Genomic DNA, 16,104 nt, shown 5'->3' with positions numbered 1-16,104 from the left:
GTCTTCAGGAGCCTGCCGTCATGACGATGCCTGTTCGTGCCCGCTGGCGCGCCTTGCCGCGCGCACTGCGTTGGCCGGTATTTGCGCTGATCACGCTGTACGCAGGCTATTTGCTGGTGGGCAATCTATTGCTCAACACACCGCTCGGCCCGGCTGCGCTGAACCGCTCGCCCGAGAAGTTCACGATGCAATGGGGCACGGGGCTGACCTGGTGGCCTGGGCGTGTGGTGCTGTGGAAGGTCGATCTGCAAGGCCATTCGACGCGTATGAACTGGAATGTGAGTGCGCAGAGGATTAGCGGGCAGATTCGCTTGCTGCCATTGGTGCACCGGCAACTGCTGGTGCCCGAGTTGCATGCGCGCGGCGTGCGTGGCGGCATGCAGGCTGCGGTCGCGGCACCGGAAGGCGCGGCGAATCGATTGCCGGTGGCGGTGCAGCGCTCGACGCCGGCAGCCGGTGCTCGGCCGAAGAATGTCGCTGCGACGCCTGCTGTTTCAACACCCCACGGCATGCCCACATCGCCGTCAAAAGATGAGGGCAAGGCGGTGACGCGGGCGCCGCGCCAGGATCTGAGCGCAAGCACCGCAACGACTGCGAGGACTGCACTCCCGCAGTCAGCCCAGCGGGCTGACGTTCAAACCAGCACGCCAACGCCGCCAACCGCCTGGACCCTGCAATTCGACCGCATCGTGGCCGATCAGGTGCAGGACGTGTCGCTGCGTGAGCTGCACATTGAAGGTGAGGGCGAGTTGCAACTCGGCCTGTTCAAACAACTGCGTGGCGGGCCGATGGAAATCTTCCCTTCGCGCGCGGTATTCGAATCGGCGCGTGTGCGCTGGGGCGAACACGAAGTGATGCGCAATGGACAGCTGCGTATCGAAGCCAGCATCGCGCGGCATTCACCGGATCAGGTAAGTGGACGAGCGGTGCTGCAATTGACCGATGCGCTGATCGCCTTGCATGGCGACACCGCAGCGCTGGATGTCACCCGCAATGCGCAGGGCCGGCACACCGTCGCAACACGTGCCGGCAAGGGGCGTGCAGATGGTGAACTGCGCTGGATACGCGGTGCCTTGCAGCCCGGTAGCCAACTGCACTGGCGCGCGCCGCTGCACGACAGCACGCGCGCAACAGCCGCGTTGCTGGGCGAACTGACCGCGCAGTTGCAGGTCGATCAGAACCTGCGCTTGCAGGTGAGCATGCCCGAGCCGGCCGATGCCGGGCTGACGCTGGATGCCGACCTGCGGGTGCAAGGCCGGCAACTGCCATTGCAATCCATGCGCAGCCTGTTGCCGCGCACCTCCGGGCATGTACGGCTGCATTGGCAACTGTCTTCGTTGAGTTGGATTCCCGCGCTGTTTCCGGATGTGGATTGGCTCACGCTGGAAGGCGATGGCCTGGTCGATGCCGATGTGCAGATCGATCGCGGCCAGCTTGCCGCCGGCAGCCGCCTGCAGGTGCCGCACGTGCAGGCACACGTGGGTGTCATGGGGCACGCGATCACCGGACAGGCCAGTGCAGATCTTCGCGTGGATGCCGATGCCAATGGACACTTGCTGCCGGCGCTCGCGCTGCAGATGCAGCAGTTTTCCATCGCACATGGCGACGCACCCACGCGCCCGTTCGTGCAAGGCCGCGATTTACGTCTGGATCTGCAAACACGCGCCGATGCGCGCAACTTGAGCAGCCTGCGCGATGCCACGCGCGCGCATCTGGTTTTCGCTGATGCCCGCGTGCCGGATCTACGCGCCTACAACCGCTATCTGCCGCAGCAGCAACTGCGTTTCGACGGCGGAAACGGCGTGCTCAGCGGCGATTTGCAGATCGAGCCGGGCGGGCGCATCGGCAAAGGCGGTTTGCGCATCGGTGCGCGTGCAGCGCGGCTGCAGTTTGCCGGATTGGCATTACGCGGCGATGTGGATGCGGATCTGCGCCTGCAGCGCGGCGATCTACGTGCCGAAAATTTCAGTCTGGATGCCAGCAGCATCCAGCTGCGCAATATTGGATTCACCGGCCCGGACGGGCAGCATCGTGACGGCTGGTGGGCGCGCATCGTGCTGGACGACACGCGCATGCAATGGCGTGGGCCGGTCGGTGTCGATGGACGTGTGCGCATCCAGGTGCGTGACCTGGCATTTTTGATGGCGTTGTACACACGCGACCGTTCGATTCCGAACTGGATGCTGCAGCTGGTGGATGCCGGCCAGGCGCAGGTGACCGCACGCGTGCATTGGCAAGGCGAAACGGTCATCGTCGACCAGTTGCAGGCACGTAACGAACGCTTTCAGGTCGATGCGCGCCTGCGTTTGCGGGGCAATCAACGCAGCGGCAGCCTGCTGGCGCGCTGGGGACTGCTGAGTGCGGCCGTGGGCCTGCGCGGCGATGTGCCCGAGTGGCATCTGCTGCGTGCACAGGAGTGGTATCGCGCACAGCCGGACCTGTTGCGCTGAGTGCCGGAGCGCGTGCACGGGTGTGAAGGAAAAGCACCAGTTCTGTACTGCTTAGTATTGTTTTGCAGTGCAGCGTGCAAGTCGGATTCGGGGCGCGCACTATGATCCTGCATCCCGACGTGGGGGAGGGAGCAAAGTCCGCTGGCAGTTCGCTGCAAGCGGGCTTTTTTATTGCCCGAACGTTGCCGGTTCAAGCGCCAACCCGCCGCATGACGGACTTCGAACACGCTTGCCTGGCGGCTGCGGAACCGTTCTGGTAGCCGCTCTTATTGCAGCTCCAGCAGCCATAGCGTGCTGCCGCCGGTGATGAACAACCGCCGTTGCTCCAGATCGAATGTGCAATTGGAGGCCGTGTGCGGTGTCGGCACCAGGCCCAGCCATTGGCCGTCGCTGTCGAAGATGCACACGCCTGCGCCGGAGCTGCTCCATAGCCAGCCCTGGCGGTCTACGCAGAATCCATCGGGCAGGCCTTCCGGCACCACTGCGAAGCGGCGCCGGTTGTGCAGTCCGCCAGCGCGCCAATCGAAGGCGATGATGTCGGGTTCGCCCGGGCCGCCTTCGGGCGTCTGCGACACGTACAGCACGCGTTCGTCGGGCGAGAACGCCAGTCCATTGGGATGATCCAGGCTGACCATGCACTGCAGGGCGCCGCCATCGGGCGGCAACCGGTAGACGCCGTGATGGTCCAATTCCTGCGGGCCCGGGCAGCCCTGGCTGGGCTTGAGCAGCCCGAAGGGCGGGTCCGTGAACCAGATTGCGCCATCGCGCGCCACGATCAGATCGTTGGGCGAATTAAGCCGTTTGCCCTCGAAACGGCCCACCAGCAAATGCGCCCGGCCATCCACATCGCTGCGGGTGATCGCGCGGCGCCCGTGTTCGCAGTGCACCAGCCGCTGCTGCACATCCACCGCATTGCCGTTGGTGAAGGCGGTCGCGTCCAATAGCACGTCCACCGCGCCGTCTTCGCGCCAGCCAAGCACGCGGCGGCCCACCACATCGCTCCATACCAGCGTGCGCTGTGCCTCCCACCAGGCCGGACCTTCGCTCCAGGCGGCCTGGTCGTAGAGGGTGTGCAGCCGCGCGTTACCCAGCCGCGCCGCGACGGCAGCGTGCTGTGTGACGGGGGGCGGGCACTCAGCTGGCTGGGCCGCGCCGGGTGCGCGAACGCGGCAGTGGCCGTCCATCAACGTGGCGCCGGATGGCCGAACGGATGCGCAGTGGCGGCCCCGGGCGATTGTGCAAATTGCACCATCATCTGCAGGCAGGGCGTATCGCCCAGCTGGCCGGAGCGGTGGCCACGCTGATCGGTGGTGCCCTGATCCTGGCCGAAGTGGATGTCGCCAGGGCCCATTTCGACACGTGTGCCGTCGCCGGTTTCGATGAACCAGCGGCCGCGCAACGGAATCACCCATTGCGGGTGCGGGCTCTCGTGCCAGTCGCCGACCCAGCCCACCGGCAGCACCGCGAACTGGATGCCGAGCACCTCGCCCGGAAACGGCCGCAACCACTGCGGTGCCGCGCCGCCACCCACGCTCTTGCTGCCGAAGCCGGGCAGTTGCGAGGCGTTGAGGCAGCTCTTGCCATCCGGTCCAGTCCACAGATGCAGGAAGGGGAGGCTGGGCGGCAGCGCAGGGTCGTTGCCGTCGGTGTCGAGCGGAATCTGCGAGGGCAGCAATGCTGCAGGCACTGTGGTGGGCGACATGGCGAAGCCTCGTGTGAAAACCGCAGTGCAGCATGGGTGTCGTCAGGGCCGCGTAAGCGCGATGTTCAAGGCGGCGAAATGCAGCCTGCCCGGTTGCAATCGCGGCGCGGCATTTCGCGCATGCGCACACCGACTGTGTTGCAGGGATGCCAGAATCCCTGCATGTCGATGCCTACCGCTTCCATGTCTGCTGCGCTCACCGCTCTGATCGAGCGGGCCGTGGCGCGCGTCCGTCCATCGCTGCCTGCCGAGCAGGTGGGGTCGGGCGGCGATTTCGATCGACAGCTTGCGCAGGTGGCACTGGTCAGCGATTTCGCGCTCGACACATTGGCGCGGCAACCAGCATTGCTGCAGCACCTGGCACACCCCGATCCGCCACCGCTGCCATTGCCGCAGCTCGATCCCGCGCAGCCGCAGCTGTGGCCTGCGCAATTGCGGCGCTACCGCAGCGCCGAATCCACGCGCCTGGTGTGGCGCGATGTGCTTGGCCAGGACAGCGTGGATGACACGTTGGCCGGCGCAACCCGGCTGGCCGAACACTGCCTGCACTGCGGGCTGCAGGCGTTGGAGCAGCAATTCGAAACCCGCCATGGAAACGTCATTGCCGAAGATGGCAGCGTGCAACGCCTGGTGGTGTTCGGGCTGGGCAAGTTGGGCGGGGGCGAGCTGAATTTCTCGTCGGACGTGGATCTGGTGTACGCCTATCCGCAGGGCGGTCACTCCGATGGTGCGCGCCCTCTGGCAGCAGAAGAATATTTCGCGCGGTTGGGCCAGCAGCTGGCCAAGCTATTGGACGAAACCACCGCCGATGGCTTCAGCCATCGCGTGGATCTGCGCCTGCGTCCATTCGGCACCGCCGGCCGCGTGGCGTTGTCGTTCGCCGGCATGGACCAATATTTTCAGCGTGAAGGACGCGATTGGGAACGCTACGCCTGGCTCAAGGCGCGTGCAGTGGCCGGCGATATCGACGCCGGCGAAGCCTGGCTGGAAACGCTGCGGCCGTTCGTCTACCGCCGGTATCTGGACTTCACCGCGCTGGACGGCTTGCGCGAGATGAAGGCGGCCATCACTGCCGAAGTCGCGCGGCACGACCGTCTGGACGACATCAAGCGTGGGCCCGGTGGGATTCGCGAAATCGAGTTTCTGGCGCAATCGCTGCAGTTGATTCGCGGCGGACGCGAGCCGAGTCTGCGCGAGCGCCGGCTGCTGCCCGCACTGCAGGCATTGGTGGCTTTAGGTCAGATCGATCAGGAGAATGGCCAGGCGCTGACCACGGCGTATCGTTTTCTCCGTCGCCTGGAAAATCGCCTGCAGATGTTGCGCGATGCGCAGACCCACGCATTGCCGCAGGCAGCGCTGGATCGCGAGCGGATTGCGCTAGGCCTGGGCTACGCGGAGTGGTCGGCCCTGCTGGACGCGCTGGCGCCGCAACGCGCGCGGGTTGCGGCCGAATTTGCCGAGCTGCTGGCCCCGCGTGTACGCGCTACCGCACCGGATACGTTGGCCGATTACTGGCGCGCGCTGCCGGAGGGCGATGCAGCGCCGTTGTCGGGGATTGGCTTGAGCGATCCCGGCGGCGCGCATCAGGCGCTGGCCGACTTTGCGCAGTCGTCGGGCGTGCGCGCACTGTCCGATGGCGCGCGTGCGCGGCTGGATCGGGTGATGCCGGCGCTGCTGCACGCGGCCACCCGCGCCAGCCAGCCGGATGCGGCGGTGCGCCGCATGCTTGGCCTGCTGCAGGCCACCTTGCGCCGCACCAGCTACCTCGCCCTGCTCGACGAGCAACCCAGCGCGCTGGCACGCCTGGTCGATGTGCTCTCGCGCAGTGCGCTGCTGGCGGAGCGGCTGGCGGCGTATCCGCTGCTGCTGGACGAATTGCTCGACACCCGCATCAGCGGCCCACTGCCGGATCGCGCAGCGCTGCACGCGGCCTGCGCCGACACCTTGCACATCGACGACACCGAAGCGGCGCTGCGTGAACTCAACGAGTGCCGGCTTGCACTGAGTTTTCGCATTGCACTGGCCACGTTGGATGGCCGCCAGCAGGCGGTGGAGAGCACCCGGCAACTGGCCTGGCTTGCCGAAGCCGTGGTGCAGACCGTGCTGCACCTGGCGCGCAGTGAAATGGTGGCAGCGCACGGACACGTGCCCGGCGGCAGCTTTGCCATCATCGGCTATGGCAGTTTGGGCGGGCTGGAACTGGGCTTCGGATCGGATCTGGATCTGGTGTTTCTCTATGATCATCCGTCCGAGGTGGATGCCTCGGACGGCAAGCGGCCACTGGAGGCCGGACGCTGGTTTGCGCGGCTTGCGCAGAAGGTGATGGCATTGCTCGCTGCCGAGACCGGCGCCGGCCGCCTGTATGACATCGATGTGCGGCTGCGCCCGGATGGCGGCAAGGGTGCGCTGGTGTCGTCGCTTGCCAGCTACCGTGAATACCAGCGCGAACGCGCCTGGACCTGGGAGCATCAGGCCCTGGTGCGTGCACGCGCGGTTGCCGGCGATGCTGCTCTTTGCGATGCGTTTGCACAGGTGCGTCGCTACACGCTGATGCGCGTACGCGACACGGCGCAGTTGCACGAGGACGTGTGCAAGATGCGCGCACGTATGCGCGCCGAACTGGATCGCAGCGATGCCGGCCGGCTGGATCTCAAACAAGGTGCCGGTGGTCTGGTGGACCTGGAATTCGTCCTGCAGGCCGGCGTGCTCGGCTTGGCAGCACAGCAGCCGCAGCTCCTGGATGTTTGCGATACGCCGGCGTTGATCGACGCGCTGGTGCAGGTGCGCTGGCTGCCGGATGACAGCGTCGCACCGCTGCATCAGGCGCATGCAGCGCTCGTGGATGCCGGCCTGAGCTGCACGCTGGACCGCCGTCCGCGCCTGATCGCACCGACGCCGGCCATCCAGCAGGCGCGCGGCATCATCTTCAACGCAGCGCGGGGGCAGGGCCTGGCATTTCCGCTGGGCAAGGATGAAACAGCGCTGTGAGTGCAGCGCTGGGTGCGCTGCACTCGATGCATGCGCAGCAAGCGATAAGAACGATGCGTTGCCGTCCTCGCGGCAGCAACGCGCGCGCCAGCGCGTCATGCGTTCTGTCGACGCGGCGCGCTACGCCACAGCAACGCGCGAAACGGGCCAAGCAGACACACGCCCATGCCCAGCTTCACCGCCAGATCGCCGGCGGCCCAGCTGATCCACGGCAGGCCAACGCCGGCAAAGGCAATGCTCCAGAAGATCGTGGTATCCAAGGTGGCACTGCAGGTGGTGGCCACGATCGGCGCGCGCCACCAGCTGCCGTTACGCAGGCGATCGAACACGCTGATGTCCAGCAATTGCGCCGCAATGAAGGCGCTGCACGAGGCCACCGCAATGCGCGGCGTCGCCAGCCAGAACGAGAGCAGTACCGCCAGCGCGAACCCGTACCAGGCCACCGTGCGTGCTGCACGCGGCCCGAAGCGGCGGTTGATCAGATTGCTCACCAAAAATGCCAGTGGGTAGGAGAACGCTCCCCAGGTCAGCCAGTCGTTGATGGGGTATTGCACCAGGATGTTGGACAGCAGCACCACCGCACCCATTGCCAACACCGCCCCGGTCAATGCGCGGGCGGTGAGCGGGGCGAATACAGGTGGCGAGACAAGGCGCATGGCGACACGGTGTTGATTGGGGACGCAATTATCCCTGCCGCGGGAGGGATGGACCAGCGCAGCGATGCGGTCGCCTGCCGCGGCCTCCACACATGACGGCTCCATGACGTGTTGCGCAGACGTTGAGCCGTAGGGCCGTCTCCATGTATCGCGCGTGCGACCGGCTTGGCGCGTGCGTGCATCGTGACCGCAATCGGTAGGCAAATACGCATGCGTTTGTGGGCGCGCGCACCTCGACAGCATCATCTGCACAGGGTGAGTGCAAACAAAGGGTAGGTCTCGCTGCGGCGAATAGTGGCGTCGCGGGATGTATGGGCGCGGCATGCGCACCTGCATGTGCTCGCGGCGAGCGCGTGCCGCTTTAGCCATCACTGCGGCGACGTGTCGGGGGAGCGGCACGCGCAGCAGAAGGCACGCGCGCCTCGCTGTTGGCGACACAATCTCGCCCGCCGGCGTTTCGGCAGTGAACATCGCACGTATCGTCGTGACCGGTGGCGTCGTCCTTATGAAGGATGGCGGCTCTCGCAAGCCCAGCGATATGCCGATGCCGAGCAAGGAAAGCAGCTGAAGAGGCAGTGTTGTGATCGTGCGCACCGACAGCTTGCGGACCTCTTTAGTCGCCTGCGGCGGGGTGATGTCGCAAGTGGCACGGCCGGCGCAGCCATCTGTCGCAGCCGGCACATGCATCCGGTCGCGTGGTGATCCGGCCAGGCACCGTGGGTCTGCGATCGAAGAACGTGCACGTCCCCTGCGATGCCGTTCCGGCCTCGCCTATTCGCATTACTCCGGGAGAAATACCTATGCTTGACCGTATTCGCCATCGGCCACTGCTGGCTGTCGCGTTGTCCGCGACGCTGGCCGCAGTCGGCATCGCCAACGCTGCCACGGCAGTCCCGGAGGCCAAGCTCGCCGCGATGACGGCGACCTTGCGCGCTGCGCCGGTGTCTTTCGACGTGCATCTGCCGTCGCGCGATCAGGCCGGCCTGGACGCATTCCTTGCGGAGATCCAGGACCCGTTGTCGCCGCAGCATCACAAGTGGTTATCTCCTGCCGAATTCCAACGTCGCTTCGGCCCTGCACCGGCGCAGCTCGCGCAGGTGCAGGCCGTCCTGCAGGCCGCGCACATGCGCGTGGTGCAGCAGGGGCCGACCTTGCATGTCAGCGCGAATGCGGACAGTGTGGAGCGGCTGTTCGCTGCGCCGCTGGTCGCCGATCTGAAGGCAGGCCAACAGGCACGCCTGGCCGCCGCCGCTCCGCTGCAACTGCCGGCCGCGCTGCGCGCCAATGGCGTGACTGTCACCGGCTTGACCCGCGGCCTGCCGCCTGCGCACATGAACTCGCGCTTGGTGGCCAGCGATCCCGACAACCGCTATGGCGATGGCAGAACCAGCTATTGGTACAACGATCTCAAGCAGGCCTACGGCTATCCGTCCTACCAGACGATGGTCGGCGCGCCGGGGCAGCAACACCGCCTCGACGGCAGTGGCAGCACGATCGCTATCCTGATCGGCAGCGACGTGCTGGATTCGGATATCGCCACGATGTTCGACCACGAGCACTTCAGCCGCTACGCCGCCAACCATGCCAATCCGACCCTGTACGCACGCCGCTACGTGGCCGGCGCCAAGCCCGGCTTGCAGGACGGCAATGATGCCGCGGCGCGCGAGGCGACGCTCGATGTAGACATGGCGTTGGGCGGCGCACCGGGCGCGCATGTGCTGCTGTACGTGATCCCCAATCTCAACCTTGATTCCATTCTGGCCGGCTATCGACAGATCGTGCAGGACAATGAGGCGGACGTGGTCAGCTCCTCATTCGGGCTCTGCGAACAGTACTTCACCGCGGCCTACAACAGCGGCAAGGACGCCACTTCCATCCTTGGCCTGTTCGATTCGGTCTTCAAGCAAGGCAATGCGCAGGGCATCACCTTCGTCGCCGCCAGCGGCGACAACGCCGGCCTGGAATGCGCGGACACGCAGTACCTGGTGGATGGCAAGAACGGCCGTTACATTCCCAGCGTGGAATGGCCCGCCGCTGATACGCACGTGACCGCGGTCGGTGGTGGCAACCTGCTCACCGCCTACAAGAAGGGCAGCCTGGACTCGAGCTACGTCAGCGAAAGCGCATTTGCCGACCCGCTGCAGGCAGAGGACCCCTATGGCATCGGCGCGCTGCTCAGCGGCGGCTACTGGGGCGCAGGTGGCGGCGTCAGCACGCTATTCCAGCGCCCGGCCTATCAGTTGCGCGCGCTGGGCGGTACACGCACCTCGATGCGCAGCCTGCCCGATGTCGGCATGCTGGTCGGTGGTTGCCCGGGGGGGATCGCCGTGCATCCCTGTCAGCAGGGCACCAGTTCGGTGTCCATCTACTTCGCCGGCGCTATCGCCAAGGTGATCGGCACCAGCGTTTCTGCACCGGAGTTCGCCAGCGCGGCCGCGCTGCTGGTGCAGAAGCAGGGCCGGCAGGGCAATCTCAACGACTACCTGTATCGCCTGGCCGCCAACGGCCCGGAGGCCTATCACCGCGGCATTCCCGGCAATAACGGCGTGGTCAGCAACGACGTGCCGATCGCCGGCAAGTACAACTACACCACCGGTCTGGGAACCCCGATCGTGCGGTTGATGATCGGTGCGCTGGACGCAGCGCCGGCCGGCATTCCGCGTTCCCCCAGTAACCCGTAAGCAGGCGTTGGCCGCTGTGCCGGCGAGGCGGTCGCCTTGTCGGCGCAGCGAGCAAGCCGGTAGAGCGCACAGTGCCTGGCAGCAGGTGCGCCAGTACTTGGCGTGTGTATCGCGATACGTGATCGATGGTCAGGCGGACGTCACCGCTGCCGCCAGCGACGCAGAAAACCCACTGCGGCCCCATACAGGTCGTTGACGCTGCTCTCCGGATTCGGCCAAGTGGGCCGGCGTGTGCCCGTGACGCGCCGGCCAGCGAGGGCCCGCTGTGCGGGCGCGCTGCTGGTCAGCCCGCCGGACTCACCAATGGCGGCTGCTGTTGCAGGCCGCCGCGTCGCTGGTCGGCAGGAACGCCAGCGCCTTGCCTTGCGGCGCATGCACCGCCCAGCCACTGCCGGCCGGGCTGGGCTGGAACGACACAATGTCGCCAACGCGAAAGCCGGCCGTGGGGTCGTCCTGACGCACTGGCCAGCGCAGCACCACGTTGGCCTCGGCGCTTTGCGGATCCTGCAGCCGGACTTCGCGCTCGCCCGCGGGCAGGGTGTGCACCGCGTCGACCCGCATCGGTGGCAACGCGCCCACGCGCGGTCGACGGTGGTCATCGCGTCTTTCGGCGTAAGCGGTTAAGGAAGCAATGAACGGAGAAGCGACGATAGATGCCATCGTCGTCGCGCATGGCGAACGCCATGTGGCTGTGTTTCAGGCCATAGCGACTCAAACCCTGGCCGCCGCGCGCCAGCACGACCACGCGTGGATCGGGCAGCGCATCCAGCATCTCGGCGGTGGAGCTGGCCATGTCGAACATCGCTGCGGTGGCGTGCGTGGTGGGATAGCGCGGCTGGCACGGTGGCGTCGCCGCCACCGCAGCCACCGCAGCCACCGCAGCCAGCGGCATCACCGGGAGCAGGACTGCCAGGGCGTGGTGCAGGTGGAGTGGGATCTTGCTTGGCTGGGTCATGGTCGAGCGTCCTTGTCTGCGGGTTTGCATCACGCGGTGGCATCGCCCTGCAGGCGTGCACGCACCTGCAGGGCGATGCGTTCGGTCTCGCGGATAGGAGCGGTATGGGCGTGCAGGCCGAGGACTTCAGCGGTTGCCTGCAATCGCTGGCGTTGTTGCAAGGCCTGCAGGTAGCTCAGCACCCGCCCGCGTGCCTGCTCGGCAAAGGCGGCAGCGACCGCGACGCGGGTGGCGCAGGCCTCCGACAGCAGGTTGACCGAATCGGCCGTGGCGATCAGGGCGTCGGCCCAGCCGAGCAGACCGGCGTAGGGGTTCGTGCCGTCGCGCGGGTCGCACCACAATAGATGCGGCAGGTCGGTGCAGGCCGCGCGCAGCGTGGCGATCGCCGCGGGTGGGGTGCGTCGCGAAGCGGTGATCAGCAGGCTACCGCCGGCCGCGCGGAGCTGCTCGCGCAGGTGTGCGCACAGCGCTGCCAGGTCCTGCAGCGTCCACGGCACCTGCGCGGTCGGGCCGCCGACCAGCAGCGCCAGTCTCGGGCCGGGCAAGCGGGCAAGCTGGGGGAAGTCCGCGCGGCCGGCGGCCAGCCAGGCGTCATCGACCGGATGCAGGCTGCCGAGCACCGGCAGTACGTTGCCGCCACGCAGTGCGTCGTGCGCCGGCACGATCAGCAGATCCCAGTGGCGGCGGTCCAGGCGCGGATCGAGGATTTGCACCACCCGGCTGCCGCGGGTGCGGAGCAAGCGGGTGGCCAGCGCCGCCTGGCGGCCGCAACCGATCGCGACTGTGGGCGGCTGCTGCAGACGGTCGGCGAACGTGGGGCCAAAGGCCGCCGCGGCCGCCGGCAGCAGGCGCGGCGCGGCCCAACGCCAGGGCACGCGTGCCTGCAGATGCAGGGCCTCCGCGGTGGTGCCGGACAGGGCCTGGGCCAGTGCTTCGGCCTGACGCGCATTGCCGGCGCGGCCGTCGCTCAGCGCCCAGGTCAGGCCCATCGTTTCAGATCCGACATAGATTTGTTTCAGATTGAACGCGTGTGGCGGCAATCGCGTCACTCTACACTGCGGGTCTTCACACTGGCGCCGACGCCGCAGCCTACCGTCGCACCACCCCTTCTTCTGGAGTGCTCATGTCCGACTCGCTCAACGCCGCCGCACTGGATCAGCTGTTCCGCACCGCCCGCACGCAGAACGCGTTTGCCGACAAGCCGGTCAGCCAGGAGGTGCTGCGTGAGCTGTATGAGTTGGTGAAGTGGGGCCCCACCGCGGCCAATAGCTGTCCGGCGCGCTTTGTGTTCGTGACCAGCGCCGAGGGCAAGGCCAAGCTCAAGCCGGCGTTGTCCGAGGGCAATGCCGCCAAGACCCTGGCCGCGCCGGTGACGGTGATCGTGGCGCACGATGAGGACTTCCACGAAAAGCTGCCGTACCTGTTCCCGCATGCCGACGCCAAAAGCTGGTTCGACGGCCCGCGCGAAGGCCGCACCGAATCGGCGTTCCGCAATGGCTCGCTGCAAGGCGCCTACCTGATCCTGGCCGCGCGTGCGCTGGGACTGGATGCCGGCCCGATGTCCGGCTTCGACAACGCCAAGGTGGATGCGGCGTTCTTCGCGGGCACGCCAATCAAGTCCAACTTCCTGATCAATCTTGGCTACGGCGACCCGGCCGGGCTATTCCCGCGTTCGCCACGCCTGAGCTTCGACGAAGCCGCGCGCTTGGAGTAAGGCGATGCATGCATGCATGCGTGCGCCAGCTTCGGCACACCGCACATGCCTGCCGCATTTAAGCGATGCAGTTGGCCGTTCGCCGGCCGACCGCTTGATCTGGCTCGCCGTCTCGACGTACATGGTCTCTCGGTTTCCTGCAGTCCTCGTCCGTCTGCATCTGTCCCACCCGCGTTGAACCAACGCGTCTCTCATCACATGGAGTTTCAATGAAGACCACCCACAAGCTGTTGCTGCCGCTCGCCCTGACCCTGGCCATTGCCGCCTGCTCCAAGCCGGCCGACAACACTGCAGCACCAGCCGCCGAAACCACGCCTGCTGCCACCGCTCCGGCCGACGCCGCTGCTGCGCCGGCACCGGCGCCTGCCGCCTCGACCGCCCCGGCCGTGGAAGTGGCATCGGGCACCTACACCCTGGACTCGTCGCACACCGACGTGCTGGCGCAGTGGAGCCACTTCGGCTTCTCCAACCCGAGCGCGCACTTCGGCAATGTCGACGGCACCCTGGTGTACGACGCGGCCGACGTGACCAAGTCCACCGTGCAGGTCACCCTGCCGCTGTCCGGCTTGAACAGCTTCACCGCCAAGTTCGACGAACACCTCAAGAGCGGTGATTTCTTCGACGCGGCCAAGTTCCCGACCGCCACCTTCAAGAGCACCAAGGTGGAAGCGGCCGGCACCAACAAGCTGACCGTCACTGGCGATCTGACCATCAAGGGTCAGACCAAGCCGGTCGTGCTGGACGTCACCCTCAACGGTGCCGGCGAGCACCCGATGAAGAAGGTGCCGGCGGCTGGTTTCGACGCCACCACCACCATCAAGCGCAGTGATTTCGGTCTGGGCCAGTACGCCCCGAACGTCAGCGACGAAGTGAAGATCCGCATCACCACCGAAGCCCTGCAGGCCAAGGCGGGCGATGCGGCTGCGAAGGATGCCGCGGCCAAGTAATCGGGCTCGCTGCTGTCCAGGCAAAGGCCCGCTTCGGCGGGCCTTTGTCGTTGTAGGCGGCAGCCAGGTGCAATCCCGGTGGGTGTGACCGCGCTGCGGTGTGCATCGATGGCGCAGCCGAAACCGCAGCGTCTGGGCACCTTGCAGGGCGGGGCCGTTCTCTCCTGGCCCCGCTAATCCCCGGCCAAACGCATCGCGTTCGCCGATGTGCAGCTGACGCCCATGTTTGTAGGCGTCTTCCGTAGCGTGGATGTTTCGATTCTTTGGATCGCCGGCACCGACGCCATCGCCGGCACCTAAGGGCACCTACGCGCCAAGTGCAACGTGCGGCAACAGGCGCGGCCGCTGTCATCCAGGTGTCATCCAGTCCACGCAGCCTGAGCGGCGTTCTTATGGCCGGCTGTCTTTCGTCTTGCGCTCCGATGCATCGCCGCTGCTGTCCCGGCTGTTCCTGCAGTGGCGGCCATCGCTCAACCGCTATTTCCTGCGTCGTCGCGCGCCCGCCTGGGATGCCGAAGATCTGGTGCAGGAGGTCTATCTGCGTCTGCAACGCAGTCAGGTGCAGGCCGGCGAAATCGCCAATCCCGAAGCCTATTTGTTCACCATCGCGGCCAATCTGCTCAAGGAGCAGGGGATGCGTCAGCAGCGTCACGGGAGTGCTGCCGCCACGCTCGACTCCTGTGTGGACGAGGCCTTGTCGGTGCCGTTTCAGGCCGACAGCGAACTGCATGCCGAGCAGCGCCGCGTGCGCTTGGCGCTGTTGATGCAGCGGCTGCCGCCGCGCTGCCGTGCGGCGATGGTGCTGCGCTACCGCGAAGGGCTGGACCACCGGCAGATCGCCGAGCGGCTGCAGATCTCCGTGCCGATGGTCAAGAAACACATCGCGCGTGGCGTGGTGCTGTGTCGGGAGGGAATGGCGGGCTATGGCTGAGCCACGTCCATCCAGCCCGCGTGCCACCACGCAAGCCGCGACCGACTGGTATCTGCTGCTGCACGAGGGCCAGCCCAGTGCGTCCCACCAGGCCGCGTTCCTGGACTGGCTGCGTGCCTCGCCGACGCATGTCGCCGAGTATCTGGCAGTTGTGCGGCTGTTCGCCGACTTGCCGCTGGCAGCGCAGCAGCAAACCATCGAGGCCGACGACTTGTGCCGGCGCGCGCTGCACGACGAAGGGGTGGTGGTGCCGCTGCGGCGCATCGCGGCGTTCGACCCGTTGCCACGCGGGGGCGCTGCAGGTGCGGCGCGCAAACGCGCCTTTCCTGCGCGCCGGTGGGCGCTGGCGGCCAGCGTGGCGATTGCGGTGCTCAGTGCCGGCTGGCTGCTGACGCCGCCGGCCGTGCCGGACGGCGTGGTCTACCGTGCCACGGCGGCAGGACGCATCGTCGATCTGCCCGACGGCAGCCGCGTCCAACTGGATCGCGGCAGCGCGATCGCCGTGCGCTATACGCCCGAACGGCGCCGCATCGATCTTCTGCAAGGCGCGGCGCTGTTCGATGTCGGGCGCGATCCACACCGACCGCTGCAGGTCCGGACCGGCGACGTGTTGCTGCGCGATATCGGCACTGTGTTCGGCGTGCAGCACGATGGTGCGGCGGCACGCGTCACCGTGCTCAGCGGGCACGTGCAAGTGCACGCACAGCCGGCGCGATGGTTGGCGCGCTGGCGCGACACCGGTGCGGTGCTGGCCGATCTGCGTGCCGGTCAACAAGCGCAGCTGGATGCCGGCGGGCAGGTACTGGCGCTGGAGCCGCACGCCGATCTGGCCGCCGCCACTGCCTGGGTGCCCGACCGCGTCAGCCTGCACGACCAGCCGCTGGCCGAGGTCGCGCGCCGCTTCAATGCCTTCGCTTCGGTGCCCGTGGAGATCGACGACCCGCGGTTGGCCCAGCGCCGCGTCAGCGGCGTCTTCCATCTGCGCGACAACGCCGCCTTCCTCGCCTATGTGTCTGCCATGCCGGGTGTGCGCGTGGAGCGCGGGCAGGCGCGCGTGACGGTGCGCACCGCGCGCTGACA

The 16,104-nt window shown here is 67.0% G+C and carries 12 protein-coding genes and 1 pseudogene; 7 read left to right on the top strand and 6 right to left on the bottom strand.

Going from position 1 to position 16,104, the window contains the following annotated elements; translation table 11 throughout:
* Positions 1-20 precede the first annotated feature (20 nt).
* A complete protein-coding gene (locus M0D43_RS08570; protein ID WP_260808131.1) occupies positions 21-2,450 on the top strand; it encodes a hypothetical protein in 2,430 nt (809 codons plus the stop codon).
* A 266-nt stretch (positions 2,451-2,716) separates the two neighbouring features.
* Here M0D43_RS08570 and M0D43_RS08565 read toward each other — a convergent pair whose 3' ends face one another.
* Positions 2,717-3,634 (bottom strand): SMP-30/gluconolactonase/LRE family protein, encoded by a 918-nt coding sequence (locus M0D43_RS08565; RefSeq protein WP_260808130.1) that lies wholly within the window; start codon positions 3,632-3,634, stop codon positions 2,717-2,719.
* Complete coding sequence (locus M0D43_RS08560) at positions 3,634-4,152, bottom strand: cupin domain-containing protein (RefSeq protein ID WP_252164299.1); 519 nt, start codon at positions 4,150-4,152, stop codon at positions 3,634-3,636. Before M0D43_RS08560 ends, M0D43_RS08565 begins: the two co-directional genes overlap by 1 nt.
* A 162-nt stretch (positions 4,153-4,314) precedes the next feature.
* Between M0D43_RS08560 and glnE the strand changes: the two genes are divergently transcribed.
* Positions 4,315-7,140: a bifunctional [glutamate--ammonia ligase]-adenylyl-L-tyrosine phosphorylase/[glutamate--ammonia-ligase] adenylyltransferase gene (gene glnE / locus M0D43_RS08555; protein WP_252164298.1), complete on the top strand. Its 2,826-nt coding sequence runs from the start codon at positions 4,315-4,317 to the stop codon at positions 7,138-7,140.
* A gap of 95 nt (positions 7,141-7,235) precedes the next feature.
* Here the strand turns inward: glnE and M0D43_RS08550 are convergent, their stop codons facing one another.
* Positions 7,236-7,796, bottom strand: coding sequence for a VUT family protein (locus tag M0D43_RS08550; RefSeq protein ID WP_260808129.1), 561 nt, complete (start codon positions 7,794-7,796; stop codon positions 7,236-7,238).
* An 800-nt stretch (positions 7,797-8,596) separates the two neighbouring features.
* Here M0D43_RS08550 and M0D43_RS08545 point away from each other — a divergent pair.
* The gene (locus M0D43_RS08545; RefSeq protein ID WP_260808128.1) at positions 8,597-10,477 is read left to right on the top strand and encodes a S53 family peptidase; all 1,881 of its coding nucleotides are present in this window, start codon (positions 8,597-8,599) and stop codon (positions 10,475-10,477) included.
* Positions 10,478-10,774: 297 nt separating this feature from the next.
* Here the strand turns inward: M0D43_RS08545 and M0D43_RS08540 are convergent.
* The 3 genes and pseudogenes from M0D43_RS08540 to M0D43_RS08530 form a co-directional block, all read right to left on the bottom strand.
* Positions 10,775-11,134, bottom strand: a pseudogene (locus tag M0D43_RS08540) (hypothetical protein); the annotation flags it as partial.
* Positions 11,073-11,249, bottom strand: a complete 177-nt coding sequence (locus M0D43_RS22160) for a DUF2145 domain-containing protein (protein WP_313905458.1) — start codon at positions 11,247-11,249, stop codon at positions 11,073-11,075. The gene M0D43_RS22160 and the pseudogene M0D43_RS08540, both read right to left, overlap by 62 nt.
* A gap of 212 nt (positions 11,250-11,461) precedes the next feature.
* A complete protein-coding gene (locus M0D43_RS08530; protein WP_260808127.1) occupies positions 11,462-12,421 on the bottom strand; it encodes a mitochondrial fission ELM1 family protein in 960 nt (319 codons plus the stop codon).
* A gap of 134 nt (positions 12,422-12,555) precedes the next feature.
* Between M0D43_RS08530 and M0D43_RS08525 the strand changes: the two genes are divergently transcribed.
* The 4 genes from M0D43_RS08525 to M0D43_RS08510 all read left to right on the top strand — a co-directional run bounded on the left by M0D43_RS08525 (position 12,556) and on the right by M0D43_RS08510 (position 16,102).
* On the top strand, positions 12,556-13,146 hold the full coding sequence (locus tag M0D43_RS08525) for a malonic semialdehyde reductase (protein WP_252164295.1): 591 nt from the start codon (positions 12,556-12,558) through the stop codon (positions 13,144-13,146).
* Positions 13,147-13,355: 209 nt separating this feature from the next.
* Positions 13,356-14,093, top strand: coding sequence for a YceI family protein (locus M0D43_RS08520; RefSeq protein ID WP_252164294.1), 738 nt, complete (start codon positions 13,356-13,358; stop codon positions 14,091-14,093).
* 412 nt (positions 14,094-14,505) lie between these two features.
* A complete protein-coding gene (locus M0D43_RS08515; protein ID WP_260808126.1) occupies positions 14,506-15,024 on the top strand; it encodes an RNA polymerase sigma factor in 519 nt (172 codons plus the stop codon).
* A complete protein-coding gene (locus M0D43_RS08510) occupies positions 15,017-16,102 on the top strand; it encodes a FecR family protein (RefSeq protein WP_260808125.1) in 1,086 nt (361 codons plus the stop codon). Before M0D43_RS08515 ends, M0D43_RS08510 begins: the two co-directional genes overlap by 8 nt.
* Positions 16,103-16,104: the final 2 nt, after the last annotated feature.

This window comes from Xanthomonas prunicola, assembly GCF_025266575.1.
Taxonomy (GTDB): domain Bacteria; phylum Pseudomonadota; class Gammaproteobacteria; order Xanthomonadales; family Xanthomonadaceae; genus Xanthomonas; species Xanthomonas prunicola.
Note: the sequence above shows the minus strand (reverse complement) of the source record. Positions and strands in the feature narration are given on the sequence as shown.

Excerpts from the sequence above, each read along its gene's own strand:
- M0D43_RS08570 (WP_260808131.1), top strand. The coding sequence starts at position 21 with ATGACGATGCCTGTTCGTGCCCGCTGGCGCGCCTTGCCGCGCGCACTG.
- M0D43_RS08565 (WP_260808130.1), bottom strand. The coding sequence starts at position 3,634 with ATGGACGGCCACTGCCGCGTTCGCGCACCCGGCGCGGCCCAGCCAGCT.
- M0D43_RS08560 (WP_252164299.1), bottom strand. The coding sequence starts at position 4,152 with ATGTCGCCCACCACAGTGCCTGCAGCATTGCTGCCCTCGCAGATTCCG.
- glnE (WP_252164298.1), top strand. The coding sequence starts at position 4,315 with ATGTCGATGCCTACCGCTTCCATGTCTGCTGCGCTCACCGCTCTGATC.
- M0D43_RS08550 (WP_260808129.1), bottom strand. The coding sequence starts at position 7,796 with ATGCGCCTTGTCTCGCCACCTGTATTCGCCCCGCTCACCGCCCGCGCA.
- M0D43_RS08545 (WP_260808128.1), top strand. The coding sequence starts at position 8,597 with ATGCTTGACCGTATTCGCCATCGGCCACTGCTGGCTGTCGCGTTGTCC.
- M0D43_RS22160 (WP_313905458.1), bottom strand. The coding sequence starts at position 11,249 with ATGCTGGATGCGCTGCCCGATCCACGCGTGGTCGTGCTGGCGCGCGGC.
- M0D43_RS08530 (WP_260808127.1), bottom strand. The coding sequence starts at position 12,421 with ATGGGCCTGACCTGGGCGCTGAGCGACGGCCGCGCCGGCAATGCGCGT.
- M0D43_RS08525 (WP_252164295.1), top strand. The coding sequence starts at position 12,556 with ATGTCCGACTCGCTCAACGCCGCCGCACTGGATCAGCTGTTCCGCACC.
- M0D43_RS08520 (WP_252164294.1), top strand. The coding sequence starts at position 13,356 with ATGAAGACCACCCACAAGCTGTTGCTGCCGCTCGCCCTGACCCTGGCC.
- M0D43_RS08510 (WP_260808125.1), top strand. The coding sequence starts at position 15,017 with ATGGCTGAGCCACGTCCATCCAGCCCGCGTGCCACCACGCAAGCCGCG.